At 68.1% G+C, this 19,407-nt stretch carries 16 protein-coding genes and 1 pseudogene; 8 read left to right on the top strand and 9 right to left on the bottom strand.

Annotated elements, in window-relative coordinates; all coding sequences use genetic code 11:
* Positions 1-129: 129 nt before the first annotated feature.
* The 3 genes and pseudogenes from ID574_RS50030 to ID574_RS50040 form a co-directional block, all read right to left on the bottom strand.
* Positions 130-768 (bottom strand): annotated as a pseudogene (locus tag ID574_RS50030) (ABC transporter ATP-binding protein); the annotation flags it as partial.
* Between the two features lie 70 nt (positions 769-838).
* Entirely contained in the window at positions 839-1,819 is a 981-nt protein-coding gene (locus ID574_RS50035; RefSeq protein ID WP_188196149.1) for a branched-chain amino acid ABC transporter permease, read from the bottom strand.
* A gap of 4 nt (positions 1,820-1,823) precedes the next feature.
* A complete protein-coding gene (locus ID574_RS50040; RefSeq protein WP_188196150.1) occupies positions 1,824-3,083 on the bottom strand; it encodes a branched-chain amino acid ABC transporter permease in 1,260 nt (419 codons plus the stop codon).
* A 723-nt stretch (positions 3,084-3,806) separates the two neighbouring features.
* Here ID574_RS50040 and ID574_RS50045 point away from each other — a divergent pair.
* On the top strand, positions 3,807-4,757 hold the full coding sequence (locus ID574_RS50045; protein WP_223167898.1) for a LysR substrate-binding domain-containing protein: 951 nt from the start codon (positions 3,807-3,809) through the stop codon (positions 4,755-4,757).
* 276 nt (positions 4,758-5,033) lie between these two features.
* On the opposite strand, the gene ID574_RS50050 is transcribed toward ID574_RS50045, so the two are convergent.
* From ID574_RS50050 to ID574_RS50060, 3 genes are all read right to left on the bottom strand, one after another.
* The gene (locus ID574_RS50050) at positions 5,034-6,536 is read right to left on the bottom strand and encodes an Ig domain-containing protein (RefSeq protein ID WP_188196151.1); all 1,503 of its coding nucleotides are present in this window, start codon (positions 6,534-6,536) and stop codon (positions 5,034-5,036) included.
* Between the two features lie 10 nt (positions 6,537-6,546).
* Positions 6,547-8,412 carry an Ig domain-containing protein gene (locus tag ID574_RS50055; protein ID WP_223167899.1) on the bottom strand — a complete coding sequence of 622 codons (1,866 nt, stop codon included), beginning with the start codon at positions 8,410-8,412 and terminating at the stop codon, positions 6,547-6,549.
* 200 nt (positions 8,413-8,612) lie between these two features.
* The gene (locus ID574_RS50060) at positions 8,613-9,644 is read right to left on the bottom strand and encodes a LacI family DNA-binding transcriptional regulator (protein WP_223167900.1); all 1,032 of its coding nucleotides are present in this window, start codon (positions 9,642-9,644) and stop codon (positions 8,613-8,615) included.
* A 127-nt stretch (positions 9,645-9,771) separates the two neighbouring features.
* Here ID574_RS50060 and ID574_RS50065 point away from each other — a divergent pair, with 127 nt between their 5' ends.
* Genes ID574_RS50065 through ID574_RS50080 form a run of 4 tightly spaced genes read left to right on the top strand, consistent with a single transcriptional unit; the run spans position 9,772 to position 14,803 of the window.
* Positions 9,772-11,646, top strand: coding sequence for a glycoside hydrolase family 127 protein (locus tag ID574_RS50065; protein WP_188196154.1), 1,875 nt, complete (start codon positions 9,772-9,774; stop codon positions 11,644-11,646).
* Positions 11,647-11,658: 12 nt separating this feature from the next.
* The gene (locus ID574_RS50070; RefSeq protein WP_188196155.1) at positions 11,659-13,023 is read left to right on the top strand and encodes an extracellular solute-binding protein; all 1,365 of its coding nucleotides are present in this window, start codon (positions 11,659-11,661) and stop codon (positions 13,021-13,023) included.
* Positions 13,023-13,904, top strand: coding sequence for a carbohydrate ABC transporter permease (locus tag ID574_RS50075; RefSeq protein ID WP_188196156.1), 882 nt, complete (start codon positions 13,023-13,025; stop codon positions 13,902-13,904). Before ID574_RS50070 ends, ID574_RS50075 begins: the two co-directional genes overlap by 1 nt.
* Positions 13,901-14,803 (top strand): carbohydrate ABC transporter permease, encoded by a 903-nt coding sequence (locus ID574_RS50080; RefSeq protein WP_188196157.1) that lies wholly within the window; start codon positions 13,901-13,903, stop codon positions 14,801-14,803. The genes ID574_RS50075 and ID574_RS50080 overlap by 4 nt, the downstream gene beginning before the upstream one ends.
* Positions 14,804-15,013: 210 nt before the next feature.
* Here the strand turns inward: ID574_RS50080 and ID574_RS50085 are convergent, their stop codons facing one another.
* Complete coding sequence (locus tag ID574_RS50085; RefSeq protein WP_188196158.1) at positions 15,014-15,646, bottom strand: response regulator; 633 nt, start codon at positions 15,644-15,646, stop codon at positions 15,014-15,016.
* Entirely contained in the window at positions 15,643-16,782 is a 1,140-nt protein-coding gene (locus tag ID574_RS50090) for a sensor histidine kinase (protein WP_188196159.1), read from the bottom strand. The genes ID574_RS50085 and ID574_RS50090 overlap by 4 nt, the downstream gene beginning before the upstream one ends.
* 112 nt (positions 16,783-16,894) lie before the next feature.
* Between ID574_RS50090 and lgt the strand changes: the two genes are divergently transcribed.
* Positions 16,895-17,695 carry a prolipoprotein diacylglyceryl transferase gene (gene lgt / locus ID574_RS50095; protein WP_188196160.1) on the top strand — a complete coding sequence of 267 codons (801 nt, stop codon included), beginning with the start codon at positions 16,895-16,897 and terminating at the stop codon, positions 17,693-17,695.
* Positions 17,696-17,793: 98 nt separating this feature from the next.
* Positions 17,794-17,949: a hypothetical protein gene (locus ID574_RS50100; RefSeq protein WP_188196161.1), complete on the top strand. Its 156-nt coding sequence runs from the start codon at positions 17,794-17,796 to the stop codon at positions 17,947-17,949.
* Here ID574_RS50100 and ID574_RS50105 read toward each other — a convergent pair whose 3' ends face one another.
* Positions 17,950-18,513, bottom strand: a complete 564-nt coding sequence (locus tag ID574_RS50105; RefSeq protein ID WP_188196162.1) for a hypothetical protein — start codon at positions 18,511-18,513, stop codon at positions 17,950-17,952.
* Positions 18,514-18,668: 155 nt separating this feature from the next.
* Between ID574_RS50105 and ID574_RS50110 the strand changes: the two genes are divergently transcribed.
* Positions 18,669-19,031 (top strand): hypothetical protein, encoded by a 363-nt coding sequence (locus ID574_RS50110; protein WP_188196163.1) that lies wholly within the window; start codon positions 18,669-18,671, stop codon positions 19,029-19,031.
* The last annotated feature ends 376 nt before the right edge of the window (positions 19,032-19,407 follow it).

Below are 19,407 nucleotides of genomic sequence, written 5' to 3' on the forward strand. Positions count from 1 at the left end.
CGGCGCAGGCTTCATTCCGCAAACGGGTATCGGACTCCGCTTGAGGTCCACAACGAGTACCTGAGCCGGCAGCTCGCAGCATGAAGTGATCATCAGGAAGCTGTCCGGAGAACGCGGGGCTCCTCACATTCCCTGATCCCGCAGCGACTTCACATGCCCGAGCAGGGACTGCTTCAGCGCTGGGTTGACGCCGGCCATGGGTTCGTCGAGCATGACCAGCTTCGGTTCGACCATGAGCGCTCGCGCCATCTCGAGCAGCTTTCTCTGGCCGCCTGACAGGGACCCGGCGAAATCTTCCTCCTTGGCGTCGAGCTTGAATCGCTTGAGCAGGTCTCGGGCCCGGTCGGTGATGTCTCGTTCCTGCGCCCGCCACAGGGCGGGGAGCGCGGCGGCCCACAAGCGTTCACCACGCTGACCTGTGGCGCCCATCCGCATGTTCTCCAGTACTGTCAGTTTCGAGAGCACTCTGGTCAGCTGGAAGGTCCGCACCATGCCGAGGCGTGCCACTTTGTACGCTGCCTTGCCTTTGAGCGGTGTCCCGTCGAAGGACCAGGAACCGCCATCGGGTTGATCGAAGCCGGTGAGCAGGTTGAAGAACGTGGTCTTGCCTGCACCGTTGGGTCCGATCAAGGCGGTGATGACCCCACGTTGGATTTCGAGATGTTCCACGTCGACCGCGGTGAGGCCTCCGAAGGTGCGGCGGATTCCGTTCACGACCACAACGGGGTCGGGTTTGGCAGCGCCAGGCTCATGCGGCACCGACTGCAAAGCAGTCGGGCACTCGGTTGGGACGTCCTTGGGTGCGGTGCCCGAGGAGAGGTGGTCAGCGGGGAAGTTGTCAGTGGGCATCGAGCGCGATCTCCCTTCGATCACCGAAGATGCCTTGCGGCCGGAAGATCATCAGCAGCATCAGCACCAATCCGACCAACATCAGCCGGAAGATCGATGCTTGGTCGGCGTTCATGAACTGCGCCACGACCGGGTAGCCCGCCAACTGCGTCAAGACCGATCCGAGAAACGACAGGATCGCCCAGAACATCACCGCGCCGACGATCGGACCAAGGATCCGAGCGGCGCCACCGAGGATGAGCATGGTCAAGGCGATGAAGGTGAAGTCCAGGTTGAACGTGTCCGCCTGGACGGAGGCGGCTCCGAACGCGCCCACGAAACCTCCGGCGCATCCGACCACTCCACCGAGGATGAGGGCCTGGATCTTGTAGCCGTAGACGTTCTTGCCCAGAGACCGCATCGCATCCTCGTCTTCACGGATGCCCCGGAGAACCCTTCCCCACGGTGATCGCATCAGGGCCCAGGTGAACAGACTGATCATGATGACCAGGCCCCAGCCGACAACGACCGTCCACAGCTCCTCCCGGCTGTAGGTCAGGAAGAAGCCGTCGTAGTGCGGCAGCGGGTTGAGGCTTCTGAACCCGGCGGTGAAGCCGGTCACACCGTCCTTGCCGTGAAAGTACGTCCGGAACGACGTCCCGAACACAAGGCGCAGGATCTCTGCCGCCGCGATGGTGACGATCGCCAGGTAATCCGCCCGAAGACGCAGGGTAGGGATACCCAAGATCAGCGCCAACGCCACGGTGCAGGCGATCGCGAGCAGGATCGCGAGGACGGTGGGCATCCCGCTTGTGGCGATCGCCGCGCCCATGATGTAACCGCCCACCGACAAGAAGGCGGCCTGACCGAAGTTGACCAGCCCGGCGTAGCCGAACTGAATGTTCAAACCGATCGCGGCCAAGCAGAACGAGACGGCCACGTAGCCGAAGCCGTCGTGCAGTGCCCCCGTGACGGCGCCGATGATGTCCATGTCCTCACCCGATCCTCTCGGCGCGGCCGAGCAAGCCTTGTGGGCGCACGAGCAGGACCAGCGCCAGCAGAACCATCGCGCCTGCGAACTTGAGTTCCGATGGGATGACCAAGGTCGAGGTCTCGACGAACAGCCCGATGATGATCGAGCCGATCAGCGCGCCCCACACTGATCCCAGACCTCCGACGCAGGTAGCGGCGAAGATCAACAGCAGTACCTGCGCTCCCAGTTGGTAGGACACCGATTGGGAGAATCCCAAGAACGCCCCGCTCAGTCCCGCCAGCGCGGTGCCCACGATCCACACCGTGGCTATGACCCGATTGACGCTGATCCCCGTCGCAGAGGCGAGGGCCGGATTGTCCGACACCGCTCGCGTGGCGCGACCGAGCCGGGTGTACTGCAAAGCAAGAGTGACCGCGACGAGCGCAAGCCCGCTGACGGAGATGATGACCACGTCTCGCATGGTGTAGGTGAACAAGCCGAAGGCGTCTCGGCCGGCGGGCGTGACGTATTCGCGGTAGGTCAAGGCACGGCCGCCTGTGAAGTACTGGTAGAAGTTCCGGAGAAAGAACTGCAGACCGATCGAGACGATCATCATGGCGACGAGTCCCGTTCCGCGGCGTCTGAGTGGACCCCACAAACCCTTTTCGTTCAGGTAGCCGAACAGTGCCGACAGCGCTACCGCCACCGTCACCGCCACGACGATGGGCAGCCCTACGACCCGGTTGCCGAGATAGGTGACGAATGCCCCGAAGGTCACCAGCTCGCCGTGGGAGAAGTTCGACAGTCCGGTCGTGCCGAACACCATGGACAGGCCGAGAGCCCCCAATGACAGCACCAAGCCGAAGAGCAGACCGTTGTAGAGCAGTTGGGGGACCTGGTCCCACACCGTCGACACTCGCCGCGTATCGGGACCGAGGGGGAAGTTGACGGTGATCGTGCTCAAGGTGCCCGTTGGCCGCAAGGTGTTCGACGCTCCGTCGCGGATCTGCACAGCATCGGGAAGCGTCTTGGTGTCCAAGATGACGGCCAGGGTGCCCGAGTCGCTGCCGGGCACGGTGATCGCGAACCGGCCTTGGTCGTTGCTGACGCCCGTGTAGGTCTTACCCGTGCTGCTCTGGACATTGATCTTCACCCCAGCGACCGGTGCGTTGTTGTCGGCAGAGTTGCGCAACGTTCCCTGCACGGTCCGATCACCGGCCGCGTACGCCGCGTACGTCGGAGCGCCCGCTGCCACGACGCCGAGCAGGGCGATCGCGAGCATGACCGCTCCCAGCAGTAGTGACAGGCGGGCAGGATGGCGGCGTACGCGCCAACGTGCACGGGGTGGTGTCATAGCCTCTCCGAAATTGCATGGCGGATATCCGATCGGCCTGGCGGCGGGCGGGGCCGGCAGGCGGCGACGACAGCGTGGGGAGACCGACGACCGATACCACTCTGCCGCGGGCTGCATCGGCCGTACCGCAGATTTCGGGTGGCCGATTCTCGCGGTTCTGGAATGCTATGCGCCGCCCATTGCCCGGTCCAGTCGTCGTTATCGACGCGCACTCATCGATATCTTCGACTAATCAATTCGCCGGGCTGGTGGTCGTTGCGGGTTGGACGTGCGGTGACGTCCATGCGACCGGTGGAGGCGCGGTGGCTGAGCCTGTCCGTGTACGCAGACTGACCGACCAGGAGGGGCAGAAGCTGCAGCTGGCTACTGCTCCGTGGGCGACGACTGGCCGTGGGGCGTCAACCGGCGCCGCAAGGGCACCACCAACACCCCGGCCGCGCCGAGGTCGATCCGAGCCGCCCGACCCGGCGGCGCCCCCGCAACCGCGTGCAATACCCCGCATCGCCAGCCTCGTCCAAGCCGTCCTCACCCTTCACCTGGCGTGCTCAGACGAAGGTTGACAACGGCTCACGGTCTCGTCGGACATGCCGCAAGACGAGGCGGTCTCGCGGTGCCTCAATGTGGGGCAGCAAATGTTTTCGCGTACGATTGGTGATCTCAAGCGACGAATCGGTGGTCACGGGCGGCGATTGGTGCGTGATGTACGACCTTCACCGGCTTCGGTTGCTGCGCGAACTCAAGCACCGCGGCACCCTTGCAGCTGTGGCTTCGGCCCTCTCGTACAGCCCTTCGACCATCTCTTCGCATCTTTCGCAGCTGGAGGCCGAGGTGGGCGTCCCCCTCCTGGAACCCATGGGACGTCGGGTCCGCCTGACGCCCGCGGCGGAGATGCTGGTCGGGCATATTGAGGTGATCTTGGACCGGCTCGAGCAGGCCGAGGCCGATATCGCGCGGGCCAAAACTGTGCTCGAGGGGGACCTGCGGATTGCGACCTTCCAGACCGCTGCTAAGACTCTGGTCCTACCTGCCGTAGAGCTGCTTCAGCGCGAGCATCCGCAACTTCGCGTCTACGTGCATCAGGAGAACGAACGCACACCGCTGCGGGCGCTTGTCGCGCACGAATTCGACCTGGTCATCGCCGAGGAGTACCCGGGGGAGCCGCCGTCGGCTCTGACGGGCCTGCACACTCAGCTTCTCCTCGAGGATCCTCTTCTCCTGGCCACCCCACCCGGGGGCGAGCCGCCGCAGCTCGCAGCTCTCGCACACCTGCCTTGGGTCATGGAACCCGAGGGCAATGCCGCCAGGCGCTGGGCCAGCGCTGTCTGTCGCCAAGCCGGCTTTGAACCCCACGTTCGCTACCAGTCGACCGACCTCACCTTCCATGTGCGATTGATCGAAGCCGGGCAGGCGGTCGGATTCCTACCCAAACTTGCCTGGGGCGTCCACGCTCCTACAGTGACACTTACCGAGCTGACGCCGCCGAACGCTCGGCGCGTCCTCATCGCTACCCGCACCGGCAGCCACCATCACCCGGCCGTCGTTGCCGCCCGTGTCGCGCTCGACCGAATCAGCCGCAGCGCACGAGATCTGACCCGGAGTTGACGCCCGAGAGGCCCCCGGCCTCGGGGCGGTAAGCACACGGCCCAACGTGACGGTGATGGGCTCGACCCGCGCGAGCTGAGCCGCCGCGGTAGGCCGGTGATCTCATACGTCCGCCACTACCGGCACGAGTACGCCCCAACCGTGCCACACCAGGCCGTGCACCCGCGGCGTGAGCTATGTCCCGATGCGGTAATGCTGCTTACCTGATCCAGCGCAGTTCCCGGCCGCTGCGTCCCTGGGCTCACTCGTCTAGGGATCGGCGGCGCGCCACGCCGGTCACCCGCCCACCGACACGGTGTACTCGCGGGTGACCGGAGCGCTCAGCTTGTCGTAGTCCCTGAGCTGGACCGTGAACGTGGACGATCCGGCCTTGGCCGGGGTGCCGGTGATCGTGCCGGTGAAGCGGTCCAGGGTCAGCCCCTCCGGGAGCGCGCCCCGTACGACCTGCCAGTCGTAAAACGGCACGCCGCCCTTGGCCTTGAGCCGCTGGTCATAGGCCGCTCCGCTCTTGGCCTCGGGCAGCGAGGCGGTCTCGATCGACGGCTTGAGGAACGGGGTCAGGTCGCGGTTGAGCTTCCAGCCGGCGTTCTCCGCGATCAGCAGCGTCAGCTTGGTCAGCTCCCAGCGCCGGACGGGGAAGTGGTGGCGCCAGCCGCCGTTCTGGCCGCTGAGCCGGTCCCAGTACGGCTCGTCGCCGGGCACGTGGTAGCTCGTGTCGAGCGGCACCGGGTAGCCCTGGTAGTCGACGACGTCCTGGCCGTCCCCGCCGCGGCTCTCGACGTACCGGCGCATGCCCGCCCAGTCGCTGTGGAAGGCGACCGCGTGGCCGTACTCGTGCATGACCAGGCCCTGCACGTCGATGTACCGGCCGAGGTCGGTCTTGTACCAGTCCTCGTCCTTGAGTGAGGTGAACAGCTTCATCAGCTGCTCGTCGTACTCGAGGATCATGGTGGTCGAGCGGTGGTACGGGGTCGGCTCGCCGTTGCGGGTGTGGAACTTGCCGTTGACCGTGGGGTAGCCGGTCGAGTACGGCGTCTGGATGCCGCGGAAGAACACGTACATGCCGTTGTAGGGCTTGGCGTTGCTCGCCTCGACCTCGTTCTGCCAGTCATTGCCCGGCAGCCGGTTCACCTCGTCGCCCGCCGGGACCGTGTCGAACGGCTCCAGGTCGAAGAAGGCGAACCAGTTCTTGACCGCCTGTTCGGCGGCCTTGCGCACGCCGGGGTCGGAGAAGTAGCCGGTGATCGTGTCGTACCGGTAGTCGAACTCGATCGGGATGGTGGGCCGCAGCGGGGTCTTCTCGTCCTGCTGCACCCTGATCGGCATCGTCTGGGTGCGTCTGGCGCCGGTCGCGTCAGTGGTGCGCATGACCCACTGGTGCAGCTCGTCGCTGCCCGCGCCCTGCTTGGAGTGGATGGCCAGCCGCACGACCTCCCGGTCGTACGGCCCGGTGAGGGTGAACGACTTGGTGGCGCCGGTGGCGGTCAGCTCGCTCGGCAGGTTGAGCATCAGCCTGGAGGTGTGCTTGGCGTGCAGGTCCACCTTCAGCGGATAGGTGATCCCGGGCACCCGCGGCGCCCGGACGGTCAGCTCGACGGAGGGGTTGGCCAGGTAACCCTGCCAGTCCACGAGCTGCACGCCGTAGTCGTTGACCTTGCGGAAGAAGATGTCGTAGACCTCCAGCTCGGGCGCCTCCCTGGGGGCGGCGAGGCTGGGGGAGGGGAGGGACAGCGCGCCCGCCAGGGCGGCGAGCGCGCCGAGTGCTGCGATCTTCCTCATGGAGGCCCTTCTAGGTGTATGCCTTCACTTCCAGCAGCCCGACCGAGGCTTGCCCGCTCTGCAGCGCGACCCTGAGCCTGGTCGTCGTCACGGGGGTGAACGTGACGCGGTTGTAGGCGTTCAACGCGGTGGGATAGGTGCGGGGGATGTCGGCGTAGGCGCTGCCGTTCCAGTACTGCAGCTTCCAGGAGGCGGGCAGGCGTACGCCGCCGCCGTCGTCGAAGAAGTAGACGTCGGCGGATCTGATGGTCTGTGCCGAGGGCCAGGTCAGCTCGGCCCATTGGGTGCCGGTGTTGGGCCAGGTGCCCCAGCGGCGGTTGACGGTGTCGTTGGAGCGGGGCGGGTCGATGCCGTCGTTGATCGCCGCCACGCTCTCCCACGGCGAGGTGTACGACGCCGACGGTGTGGCGCTGCCGGCCACGTTCGCCGGGGTGCCGCCGCCGTTGCCCACGGGCAGCGTGAACGTCCTGGTCACCGGGGTGCTCATCCGGTCGTAGTCCCGGAGCTGGACGGTGAAGGTGGACGTGCCCGCCGTGGCCGGGGTGCCGGTGATCGCGCCGGTGAAGCGGTCGAGGCTCAGGCCGGCGGGCAGGGAGCCGCCGGTGACCTGCCAGTCGTAGAACGGGACGCCGCCCTTGGCCTGGAGGGTCTGCTGGTAGGCGGTGCCCGGCGTGGCCGCGGGGAGTGAGGTGGTGACGATGGACGGCGGCAGGAACGGGGTGAGGTTGCGGTTGAGCCGCCAGCCGGCGTTCTCGGCCACCAGCAGCGTCAGCTTGGTCAGCATCCACCTGCGGGTGGGGAAGAAGTGGCTCCAGCCGCCGCTCTGCCCGCTGAGGCGGTCCCAGTACCGCTGCTCGCCGGGAATGTGGTAGCTGCTGTCCAGCGGCACCGGGTAGCCCTGGTAGGCGACCACGTCCGGGTCGTTGCCGCCGCCCTGCACGTACGAGCGCATGCCCGCCCAGTCGCTGTGGAAGGCGACCGCGTGGCCGTACTCGTGCATGACCAGGCCGTGCACATCGAGCACCGAGCCCTGGATCTCCGTCCTGTACCAGTCCTCGTCGGCCAGGGAGGTGAACAGCCGCTTGTTCGCCTCGTCGTACTCGAAGATCATCGCGGTGGAGCGGTGCAGCGGGCCGGGGAGCTGCTGGCCGCCCCGGGTGCTGTAGCGGCCGTTGTTGGCCGGGTAGCCGGTCGAGTACGGGGTCTGGATGCCGCGGAAGAACACGTACATGCCGTTGTAGGCGGACTGGTTGGTGACGTTGATCGTGTTCTGCCAGTCGTTGCCCGGCAGGTGGTTCGGCTCCGCCCCGGCCGCCACGGTGTCGAACGGCTGCATGTCGAAGAAGCGGAACCAGTCCTTGACCGCCTCCTCGGCGGCGGTCCTGAAGGCGGCGTCGTTGAAGTAGCCGGTGATGGTGTCGTACCGGTAGTCGAAGGCGATCGGGAGGGTGGGCTGCAGCGCGGTCTTCTCGTCCTGCTGCACCCTGATCGGCATCTGCTGCTGGTACGTGGCTCCGCCGGCGTCCCGGACGGTGAGCCGGAGCGTGTAACTTTCATCCTCGCCGGGGCCGCGCTTGGAGTGGATCGTGAGCTTGAACGTCTTCTGCTCGCTCGCACTGGCGAAGGTGAGGGACTTGGTCGCGCCCGTGGCGGTGAGCTGGCTCGGCAGGTCCATCATCAGTCTGGAGGTGCCCTCGGCCTTCAGGTCGACGGTGATGGGGTAGCGGACGTCGGGCGGGGGTTTGACGGTGAGCTCGACGTAGGGATTGGCCAGGTAGCCCTGCCAGTCGACGAGCTTGACGCCGTAGTCGTTGACGGTTCTGCCGAACATGTCGACGACCTGGGCGGTGGGGGCGGCATGCGCTTGCTGGGGCACGCCGCCCGTGAGTAAGGCGGTGAACAAGACTGCCGCTGCGGTGATTCGCCGGGCGCCCTTCGCGGCTTTCCGGGCGCGGCTGCATCCTTGGTCCATCCGGACTCCTCAGAAGGATGGGAATAGGTTTTCCCACGCGCACGGTAAGATGTTACACAGCACCGGTCAACCCCGGAGTGCTACTGATCTACAATGTAAAGGCGTCAGGACGGTGCGCGCCGCGTAGACTCGCGGAGAACCAGACTCGCCGGGACAATCGTCACCCCGCCGTCCGACGGACGGCCGGCGATGGCGTCGAGGATGTGCCGGGCGGCCAGGCGGCCGATCTCGCCGAGGTTCATGTCGACAGTGGTCAGCGGCGGCCGGCAGCCCAGCGCCATCGGCTCCCAGTTGTCGAACCCCACGAGCGCCACGTCCTCGGGCACCCGCCGCCCCCGTTCGCGCAGCGTCTCGGCGACCCCCCGGGCGATCTGGTCGCTGCCGCAGAAGATGGCGTCCACGTCGGGTGCGGCGTGCAGCAGCACGTCGGCCCCCTGCCGGCCCCACTCCTCGCTCCACTGCCCGAAGAGGATCTCCCCGGCGGGCCGGAGCCCGGCTTCGGAGAGGGCGGTGGTGAGCCCGTGCGCGCGTCGGCGCGCCGCCTGGAAGCGCTGTGGTCCGGTGACGTGGCCGATGCGGGTGCGTCCGGTGGCCAGGAGGTGGCGGGCGGCGAGGGCGCCGCCGCCCTCGTCGTCGGGGATGATGGAGACGTCGGATTCGTCGGTGGACTGGGTCATGGCGTAGACGACGGGGACGGGCAGGTGGCGGCCGATGCCGGGGCGCGGCTCGGTGCGGCGGCCGGTGACGATGATGCCTTCGACGCGTCTGGCCAGCAGGCGTTCGACGTAGTGGCGTTCTCTGATGGGGTCGTCGCGGGTGTCGCACATGAAGACCGAGATCTGTCCGGCGCCGAGGGCGTCTTCGGCGCCGAGCATCACGGGGATGCTGAAGCGGCCGAAGCTGTCGCCCGTGACCAGGCCGACGGTGTAGGTGCGGCCGGCGAGCAGGCCTTGGGCAAGCGGGTTGGGGCGGAAGCCGAGCCGCTCGGCGGCGGCGAGCACCCGGTCGCGGGTTTCGGCGCGCATGCGGCCACGGCCGTTGAGCGCTTTGGACGCGGTGCCGATCGACACCTGCGCGGCGGCGGCGACGTCCCTGATCGTGATGGTTTTGGCGGTCCCTTCGGACGGGCTGGCCAACCCGATTCCCCTTTCGCGGTGACACTTTAGCGCGCGGGGTCGTCTATTGACCCGTGGTGTATCACACCTTACTCTCCGACTGAGAAAACCTATTCCCATGTTTTCTCACTGAGGGGTCAGGAGCTCGATGGAACAGATCGTTGGTCCCGCGGTTCCCGCCGGCCGGGCGGTGGTGCGGCCGATCGGCATCCGAGACGTCGCGATCACCGGTGGGCCGTTCGGGCGGTGGCAGCGGATCAACCGTGAGGCGAGCATTCCACTGGGTCTGGAGCAGATGGAGCGCTCGGGGGCGCTGCCCAATCTGCGGCGGGCGGCGGGGGAGGGCGACGGGCCGTTCCAGGGCTACCGCTTTCAGGATTCCGATCTCTACAAGCAGCTGGAGGCCGTCTCGTGGGAGCACGCCCGTGCCCCCGAGGCCGGGTACGCCGAGTTCGTCGGGCAGGCGGCGGCGGTGCTGGCCAGGGCGCAGCGGCCGGACGGCTATCTCAACTCGCATTACCAGGTGGTCAAGCCGGACAAGATCTACGCCGAGCTGGAATACAGCCACGAGATGTACTGTGCGGGGCACCTGTTCCAGGCGGCGGTGGCGGCCGCGCGCGCGGGCGTCGGCGAGAGCCTGCTGCCGGTGGCGCGCCGTTTCGCCGATCATCTCGTCGAGGTGTTCCTGACCGGCGGGAACGACGGCATCGACGGTCACGCGGAGGTCGAGACCGCGCTGGTCGAGCTGCACCGGCTGACGGGGGAGCGCGCGTACCTGGATCTGGCGTCCAAGCTGATCGACAACCGCGGCAAGGGGCTCATCCGTGACAGCGGGATGGGGATGTTGTACGCGCAGGACCATCTGCCGGTGCGCGAGGCCGACACGGCGGTGGGGCATGCGGTGCGCCAGCTCTACCTGGAGTCCGGCATCGTCGACGTCTATCTGGAGACGGGTGACGTGTCGTTGCTGGAGTGCTCGGTGCGCCGGTGGGAGGACATGGTCGCCACCAAGACGTACATCACGGGCGGCCTCGGCTCGCGTCATGACGGGGAGGCGTTCGGCGAGCGGTACGAGCTTCCGTCCGACCGCGGCTACAGCGAGAGCTGCGCGGCCATCGCGAGCGTCCACTGGAACTGGCGGCTGCTGCTGGCGACGGGTCAGGGCCGGTACGCGGATCTGATCGAGCGCACGCTCTACAACGCCTTCGCGGCCTCGACCTCGGCCGACGGGTTGCGTTTCTTCTATGTCAATCCGCTGCAGCGCAGGAACGACCTGGTGGAGGACGCTTATCTGGGGCGGCGCAGGGAGTGGTTCGCGTGCGCGTGCTGCCCGCCGAACATCATGCGCCTGGTGGCCTCGCTCGGCGGTTACCTGGCCACGGAGTCGGAGGCCGGTGTCCAGGTGCACCAGTACGTCCCGGGGACGATCGACGCGGGTGGCGCCCGGCTGCGGGTGGACACCGATTACCCGTGGGACGGCGTGGTCCGCGTCACGGTGGAGGAGGCGCCGCCGGGGGAGTGGGAGCTGGCGCTGCGCGTTCCGTCGTGGAGCGGGTCCACGTCTGTCAACGGTCGCCGCGCCGACCCCGGCGACGACGGATATTTCCGGATTCGTCGGCTCTGGACCCGTGGCAACACGGTCGAGCTGCGGCTCGACATGACTCCCAGGCTCATGCATCCCCACCACCGCATCGACGCCGTCCGGGGCAGCGTGGCGCTGCAGCGCGGCCCCCTGGTCTACTGCTTCGAGCAGGCCGACCAGCCCGACGGCGTCGAGATGGACGACCTGGCGATCGCCCCCGGCGCCGAGCCGCGCGTGCTCGCCGTGCAGGACCTCGAAGGCGTCGGCCGCACCGTGCCGATCGAGATCGACGCCGTCGTCGTGGATGAGCCGCGCGACGGTCTCCCCTACACCGCCAAGCCCTCTGCGACCAGCACCCGCGTGACCGCGACGGCCGTCCCCTACTTCCAGTGGGACAACCGGGACGGCGGCGCGATGCGGGTCTGGATCCCCCTCGCGTAAGGAAGAACGTCGATGAGAAGACGCGACCTGTTGAAGCTGGGCGGGCTCGCCGCCCTCGGTGCCACGGCGGCCTGCGGCGGCGGTTCCGGCTCGGGCTCGGGCGGGAACGTGCAACTGCAGTTCATGTTCTGGGGCTCGACGTACGAGAAGGCGGCCGTCGAGCGCATGCTCAATCAGTACGAGCAGAAGAACGCCGGGGTGAAGGTCAAGCCGCTGTTCACGCCCGACGAGTACGACGTGAAGCTCAACACGCTGGTGGCCAGCAACAAGCTGCCGGACCTCGGTTATGTGCCGATGTCGATGTCGTTCCGGCTGGGGGAGCAGGGCAAGCTGGTCAACCTGTTCCCGTACCTGAAGAAGTACCCGCAGCTGGCCGGCTACCTGCCGGACGCCTACCTGTGGACGGGTCAGGACAACCTGCACGGCGTCGCGACGGCGAACGAGTCGATGCTGCTGTGGTACAGCAAGTCCGCCGCGGCCGCGGCGGGGGTGACGCCGCCGGCCGAGGCGGCCTCGGCGTGGACGTGGGACCAGCTCGTGGAGAACGCCTACAAGCTCACCGTTGACCAGAACGGCAAGCATCCGGACGAGTCGGGTTTCGATCCCAAGCAGGTCAGGCAGTTCGGCGTGTCGATCAGCTTCACCTACGGTGCCGCCTGGTACGGGCTCCTGCGCAGCAACGGCGGCGACTTCGCCGACGAGTCGGGCAGGAGGTGCGTGCTGGACTCGCCGGAGGCGATCCAGGTGTTCCAGAACCTGCAGGACCTGGTCTACAAGCATCGGGTCGCGCCGGGTCCCGGCCAGCTGGCGGCCACCGGTGACGAGGTGCCGGGCACGAACATCCTGCTCAAGACCAAGCGGGTGGCGATGGTGGTGGACGGCCAGTGGAGCCTGCTCGACATGAACGAGAGCAAGGTCGACTACGGCATGGGCGTGCTGCCGAAGTACAAGGAGCCGTTCACCGCCAGCCAGGTGGCCGGCGCCTCGGCGGCGTTCGCGGGCGGCAAGCACGAGGAGGAGGCCGTGGAGCTGCTCGCGTTCCACAACGACCCGCGCTACGTGGACCTGTTCGCCAAGGGTCTGTGGATGCCGCAGGAGAAGAAGTACTACGAGGACCAGGCGGCCATCGACTCGTGGACCAAGAACGCGCAGCACCCGCCGGAGTTCCGTACCGTCGTCGTGGACTACGCCCGCGACCACGGTGTGCCCGACCTGCGCAACCGCGTCAAGAACATGTCCGCCATCTCCAGCGACGTGCTCACGCCGGCCCTGCAGGAGCTGGAGACCGGCAAGCGCCCGGCCGCCGAGATCATGAAGGCCACCGCTCCCAAGATCACCAGCATGTTGCAGGGCTGGCACCACACGCAGGACGTCTGATGCGCCGCCTGGAGACCCGCTGGGGCATCCTGATGGCGTTGCCCGCCATCCTCGGATTCCTGATCTTCACGATCGGCCCCATGGCGGCCTCGGCCTTCTTCAGCTTCACCGACTGGACGATCGGCGCGAGCCCGTCGTTCATCGGGCTGGACAACTACACCGCCATGGTCGGCGACGAGCTGTTCTGGAAGTCGCTGACCGCCACCACGTACTACACGCTCGGCTCGGTGCCGCTGGTGCTGATCGTCAGCTTCGCCGTGGCCATGCTGCTCAATCAGAAGGTCCGTGGCCTGTCGGCGTGGCGGACGATCTTCTATCTGCCGACGCTGGTGCCCGCGATCGCCAACGTGGTGCTGTGGATCTGGATCTTCAATCCGGACTTCGGGCTGCTGAACTCGCTGCTGCGGCAGGGCGGGCTGCCGGACTCGCAGTGGATCTACGGCGAGTCCACCGCCGTGCCGTCGCTGATCATCATGAGCACGTGGGGCTTCGGCAACACCATGGTGATCTTCCTGGCGGGGCTGCAGGGCGTGCCGCGGCACCTGTACGAGGCCGTCTCGATCGACGGCGGCGGCGCGTGGCGGCGCTTCTGGCACGTGACGCTGCCGATGATGACGCCGACCATCTTCTACAACCTGGTGGTCGGCGTGGTCGGCACCTTCCAGGTGTTCAACCAGGCGTACGTGATGACCGAGGGCGGCCCCAACCACGCCACCCTCTTCTACGTCTACTACCTGTTCCGCAAGGCGTTCACCGAAAGCGAGATGGGCTACGCCAGCGCGCTCGCCTGGACCCTCTTCATGATCATCATGGTGGTGACGTTCCTGATGTTCAGGAACGCCCGCCGCTGGGTCTACTACGAGATGGCAGGTGCGCGATGACCGCCGTGGCGGCCCCGGAGAAGGCCGGCTCCCGCGGCGTGGCCCCCACGCAGGGGCTGCGCAAGCCGCGCAGGTACGGCCGGATCCTGCTGTACGTCGCGTTGGTGCTCGGGGCGATCCCGACCCTGCTGCCGTTCGTGTGGCTGGTGCGCAGCGCGCTCATGCAGGACGCGCAGATGTTCGTCTCGCCGCCGGAGTGGATCCCCTCGCCGTTCCAGTGGTCGAACTTCGGCGAGGCTCTGACCTCGCAGCCCTTCGGCCGCTACTTCGTCAACACGCTCGTCATCGCCGTCATCAGCGTCCTGGGCACGGTGCTGACCTGCTCGGTGGCCGCCTTCAGTTTCTCGCGGCTGCGCTGGCGCGGCCGGGACGTGGTGTTCGCGCTGCTGCTGAGCGGCGTGATGCTGCCGTACGCCGTCACGCTGATCCCGACGTTCGTGATGTGGCAGGAGCTGGGGGCGCTGGACACGATCGCGCCGCTGACCGTGCCGAGCTGGTTCGCCGGGGCGGGCGGGGGAGTGTTCAACATCTTCCTGCTGCGGCAGTTCTTCCTGACGATCCCGTTCGAGCTGGACGAGGCCGCCTACATCGACGGGGCCTCGCCGTGGCGGGTGTTCTGGACGATCGTCATGCCGCTGTCGAAGCCGGCGATCATCGTGGTCACCATCTTCACCTTCATCGGCACCTGGAACGACTTCCTCGGTCCGCTGCTCTACCTGCAGAGCGAGGAGAACTACACGTTGTCGCTGGGGCTGGCGTCGTTCCAGAGCATGTACCTGACCCAGTGGGGCTATCTGATGGCGGCGTCGGCGGCCGTGATCGCGCCGATCATCGCGTTGTTCTTCTTCCTGCAGCGGTACTTCATCGAGGGCGTCACGCTGACGGGGATCAAGAACTGACCCTTGCCATGCCGCCGGGCGGGTACTGGCACGCCCGGGCCGGGCTCTCCACGTGTCCTGCCCGGTGGTCATCCGCCGACGGCGGCGGTCGCAGGTGTCGCCGGGGCCCGCGCCACGCGAAGATTCCGCTGGCCTCCTCGTCTTCTCCATCCCTGCAAGACGAACCCGGTCCGGGGAGAATGAGCGGGCCGGCGGCTCTCCTGTGGCCGGCTATCCGCCGAGCCGGATGATGCCGCGGGACGCGGCGACTGTTACCGCTGCCGTTCGGTCATCCACTCCAAGCTTGGCGAAAACGTGCAGCAGGTGGGTCTTGACCGTGGCCTCGCTGATGCACAAATGCGCGGCGATGGCCTTGTTGCTCATCCCTTGCGCGACCGCGCCGAGGACCTCGATCTCCCGGCCGCTGAGCGCATCAGCCGCGTCGGCGCGTGCCCACGACAGCACCCGGGTCGCGATGGCAGGCGACAGGGCGCTCTCGCCCCGCGCCGCTGCCCGGATCGCGTCGAACAGCTGCTCCCGGCCGGCGTCCTTGAGCAGGTAGCCGATGGCTCCGGCGTCGATGGCGCGGGAGATGTCGCCGTCGGTGTCGTAGGTGGTCAGGATGATGACCTTGGCGTCCGGGTCGTGATCGCGGATCCGGCTGGTCGCCGTGGCGCCGTCGATCTCGGGCAACTGCAGGTCCATCAGCGTGACGTCGGGCCGCAGGCCGCACGCCAGCCGTACCGCTTCCGCGCCGGAGACCGCCTCGCCGACCACTTCCAGGTCCTCCTGGGTGCCGAGCATCGCGCGGATGCCGTCGCGGACCACGGGGTGGTCGTCGACGATCAGGACCCTGACCTTCATCGTGCCCCGCTCAGCGCCACCACCGGAAGGCTGGCCACGACCGTGGTGCCCGCTCCTGGGGCGCTTTCCACGAGAAGGGTGCCGCCGAGCCGTTCCATGCGCTCCCGCATGATCGAGAGGCCGTGTCCGGAGGCGGCCCGTGAGGGGTCGAAGCCGTCGCCGTCGTCGTGGACGTCCAGCACGATCAGATCCTCCATGTACGAAAGGGTGAGTGTGACCTGGTCGGCGCGGGCGTGGCGGCGGGCGTTGGCGACCGCCTCCTGCGCCACGCGCAGCAGTTCCTCCTGGACCTGGCCGTCCAGCGGCCGGACCGTACCGGTGATCACGGTGTGCGCGTCGACGCCGGTTTCGTCCGACAGGCGGCCGGACAGCCCCTGCAGTGCCCCCGGCAGGCCGCACTCGTCGAGCTGGCCGGGCCGCAGGGCTAGCACCACCCGGCGGCTCTCCGCGAGGTTCTCCCGCGCGGCCCGCAATGCCTGGGTCAGGTGCTTGTTGTCGGGCAGAGTCGCCTGCGCGGCCTCCAGCAACATCACCACGCTGGCGAACCCCTGGGTCAAGCTGTCGTGAATGTCACGGGCCAGCCGTTGCCGCTCGGCCGCCACACCCGCCTGCCGTTCGGCCGCCGCCCGTGCGTCCTGCGCGGCCTGCAACTGCTCGATGAGCCGCTTGCGCTCGGCGCTCTGCCGCGACACCGAACTGAAGTATCCGACCGCGGTCGCCATGCTGATCGCGATCAGCGTGGCAATGGCGATCTCGGTCCAGGTGACCGCCCCGGTCGCGTGAAACCGATGCCACAGCCAGCCACCGGCGCACGACAGCACCGCGACACGGCCGACCCGCACGGCGTCCATGCAGTACGGCACGAGCACGGTCAGCGCGACCACCAGGAAGGAGGAGTCGATCGCGAACAGCCCCAGCCAGATCAGCCCGCCGCCGAGCACGTACGGCAGTGGCACGTCGTCCACGGGCGGGGTGCGCAGCACGAACCACACGGCGTACCAGGCGGCCAGGCCGGCCACGAGCACCACCGGCAGCACCTGGCCGGCCTCCGACAGGGGTCCGGCCGAGGTGAGCACCAGCCACGAGACGAAGAAGGCATGCTGCCACCGGCGCCGCGACCGCTCCCAGGACTCCACACCGCAAAACATAATCAGCCGCCCGTCGGCCCGCCATCAACCAGTCGACTGATGAGTGAATCGGCGGACCGCTCGATGTGCGCGTCGCCGTCCCGGAATCAGACTCGGCCCCGTGACAGCCATCCCCAGCCCCACCCAGGCCGTCTGGCACCTCGGTCCGATCCCGATCCGCGCCTACGCCCTCCTGATGCTGCTCGGCGTCCTCGTCGGCATCTGGGTGACCCGGCGCCGCTGGGTCGCTCGCGGCGGCGAGAGCGGCACGATCGGCGACATCGCCACCTGGGCCGTGCCGTTCGGACTCGTCGGCGCCCGCCTCTATCACGTGGCCACCGCCTGGCAGCAGTACTTCGGCCCCGCCGGGGAACCGCTGCGCGCCCTGGCGATCTGGGAGGGCGGCATCAGCATCTGGGGCGCCGTCGCCGGCGGCGCGGTCGGCGCGTGGCTCGCCTGCCGCCGACGGGGCATCCCGCTACGCGACTTCGCCGACGCCGTCGCTCCCGGGCTCGCGCTCGGGCAGGCGATCGCCCGCTGGGGGAACTGGTTCAACCAGGAGCTGTACGGCAGGCCGACGACCCTGCCCTGGGCGCTGGAGATCGATCCCGCCCACCGGCCCCCCGGCATGGAGTCCACGGCCACCTACCATCCGGCCTTCCTGTACGAGTCGCTGTGGAACCTGGCCGTGGCCGGATTCGTCGTCTGGGCTGAACGGCGATTCCGGCTCGACCGTGGCCGGACGTTCGCGGTCTACGCCGCCGCCTACACCGCCGGTCGCGCCTGGATCGAGTGGCTCCGTATCGACCCCTCCCCGCACCTCCTCGGCCTGCGCCTCAACGACTGGACCGCCCTGCTCTGCTTCACGGCGGCGGTCGTCTACCTCACCGTGAACCGGCCGCGGTCGTCCACCCCCTCGTGAACCGGCCGCAGGCCATGCAAAGCCTACTGCGTGCCGCCTCCTGGGACGCTGACGCCGTCCATGACGACCTGCCCCCTATGCCGCCACTCTGCTCAGTGGTGCCCCGACTGGCCGCTGGGAAGGTGACGACGGGTGACGCCGAGGGCGTGCTGGTGGCGGCGCTGGAGCCGGGGCACGCAGCGGCGGAGTTCGAGCAGGTGGAGGTGCTGGGCGGCGGAGTCCCGCGGGAGGGGATCGCCACCCGGCTCCGGTGATCAGCCGCTGTACGAGATCCAGCCGTACTCGTATTGAGTCCAGCCGTTCTCGTCCCCGGTGTGCCTACGGCCGGTCATCACCTGGTTGCTGCCGCCCATCGAGGAGTGGTTGTTCTCCCTGACCCAACCTTGCAGTTGCCTGGGGGTGATCTGCACCGGCTTGTTCTGCCAGAACAGCGCGCCGCTGTAGTAGATGGTGTCGCCGTTCTCGTCCCCGTCGTGCCGGATCCCGGTGATCGCCTGGTTCGCGGGAGTGTGGTAATCGTGGTTGTTCTCATCCGTCACGGTGCCCCAGATGTCCCACCTGACCACCGTGACCTGCACGTTGTCGATGTAGATACGGCCGCAGTAGAACGTGGTGTCGCCGTTCTCGTCGCCGCGGTGCCCGCGGCCGATCAGCACTTCGTTCGTCGGGCAGTGGAACTTGCTGTTCGACTGTTTCAGGGTCGAGACCTGCCCGGGGCGGATCTCGATCGTGGCGGCCGCGGCGGGACCGGCGGGGACCAAGGTGAGGGCGGCGACGGCCGTCGCCGCCAGCGCGGCCGGCAGAGACTTCTTGAGCATGTCCATGTCCCTTCGCTGAGAGCTCTGCAGTGAGCGGAATCCATGATCGACGTCACGATGGCGCCCGTCGTCCGCCTGCAGGGTGAGCGCGGGTCCGTCTGCACGGTGATCCACTGCTCCCAGAGCCCCGCCCAGGACCTGACGGAAGGCTCTTCATGCGCGCCAACTGGGCCCTGCGCGAGCGCATCGCCGAGCTCTCCCCCGACCACCCGGCCAAGGCGGTCCACCTGGCCATGACCCGGCGCATCCCGGACCTGTCCGAGCACGTGGCCCCGGCCAGCACGCCCGTTCCGGGCGGACTACCTACGCCATCGGCTGGAGGTGCACGCCGAGCTGTCGAGGCCATCGCCGAGGGTGACGCGCCGGCCGCACGGCCGCGGCTCGCGCTCGCGGCGGCGCTGTTGACGATGAGGTGTCCCCGGCGTCTCGCCGCCACACGAGAGCGCCCGGCGCAGCACCGGGACGAGCCGGCACCCGCCTTCCCGCCGGCCCTCCATCCTGGACCGCCTCCCGGCTAGACGATCAAGTCCGATGTGTTCGGTTGTATGTGCTCGGCGGGGTGGATCGGCGAAGGCGGCGGCTGACGCGGCGGCCAAGATCGACGCCTTGCTGAAGGGCTCCAAGGGTGCGGCGCTCCTCTGATCCCGCCCTCACCCCGCCTGCCCGACGTCCCCACCGCCGCACCGCCCCGGTCCGGCGTCCACCGGTCCTGCACCGAGCCCCGGCCTTTCCGCGGGCGTCGGCTCCCGTCCGATAGGCGAGGCGCCGGGGCCGGCGAGCTCTGGGTCGGCGGGTCACGGGCCGGTGGGTCACGCGGCGCCGGGTCATGCCGTGGTCGGGTCACGCCGTGGTCGCCCAGGCGGCGGCCGGGCCGTGACCTGTCCCCGTGCGAAT

The organism is Nonomuraea sp. SYSU D8015, from assembly GCF_008065375.1.
Taxonomy (GTDB): domain Bacteria; phylum Actinomycetota; class Actinomycetes; order Streptosporangiales; family Streptosporangiaceae; genus Nonomuraea.

Excerpts from the sequence above, each read along its gene's own strand:
- ID574_RS50050 (WP_188196151.1), bottom strand. The coding sequence starts at position 6,536 with ATGAGGAAGATCGCAGCACTCGGCGCGCTCGCCGCCCTGGCGGGCGCG.
- ID574_RS50070 (WP_188196155.1), top strand. The coding sequence starts at position 11,659 with ATGAGAAGACGCGACCTGTTGAAGCTGGGCGGGCTCGCCGCCCTCGGT.
- ID574_RS50105 (WP_188196162.1), bottom strand. The coding sequence starts at position 18,513 with ATGCTCAAGAAGTCTCTGCCGGCCGCGCTGGCGGCGACGGCCGTCGCC.
- ID574_RS50035 (WP_188196149.1), bottom strand. The coding sequence starts at position 1,819 with ATGGACATCATCGGCGCCGTCACGGGGGCACTGCACGACGGCTTCGGC.
- ID574_RS50110 (WP_188196163.1), top strand. The coding sequence starts at position 18,669 with ATGCGCGCCAACTGGGCCCTGCGCGAGCGCATCGCCGAGCTCTCCCCC.
- ID574_RS50065 (WP_188196154.1), top strand. The coding sequence starts at position 9,772 with ATGGAACAGATCGTTGGTCCCGCGGTTCCCGCCGGCCGGGCGGTGGTG.
- ID574_RS50075 (WP_188196156.1), top strand. The coding sequence starts at position 13,023 with ATGCGCCGCCTGGAGACCCGCTGGGGCATCCTGATGGCGTTGCCCGCC.
- ID574_RS50040 (WP_188196150.1), bottom strand. The coding sequence starts at position 3,083 with ATGCTCGCGATCGCCCTGCTCGGCGTCGTGGCAGCGGGCGCTCCGACG.
- ID574_RS50085 (WP_188196158.1), bottom strand. The coding sequence starts at position 15,646 with ATGAAGGTCAGGGTCCTGATCGTCGACGACCACCCCGTGGTCCGCGAC.
- ID574_RS50080 (WP_188196157.1), top strand. The coding sequence starts at position 13,901 with ATGACCGCCGTGGCGGCCCCGGAGAAGGCCGGCTCCCGCGGCGTGGCC.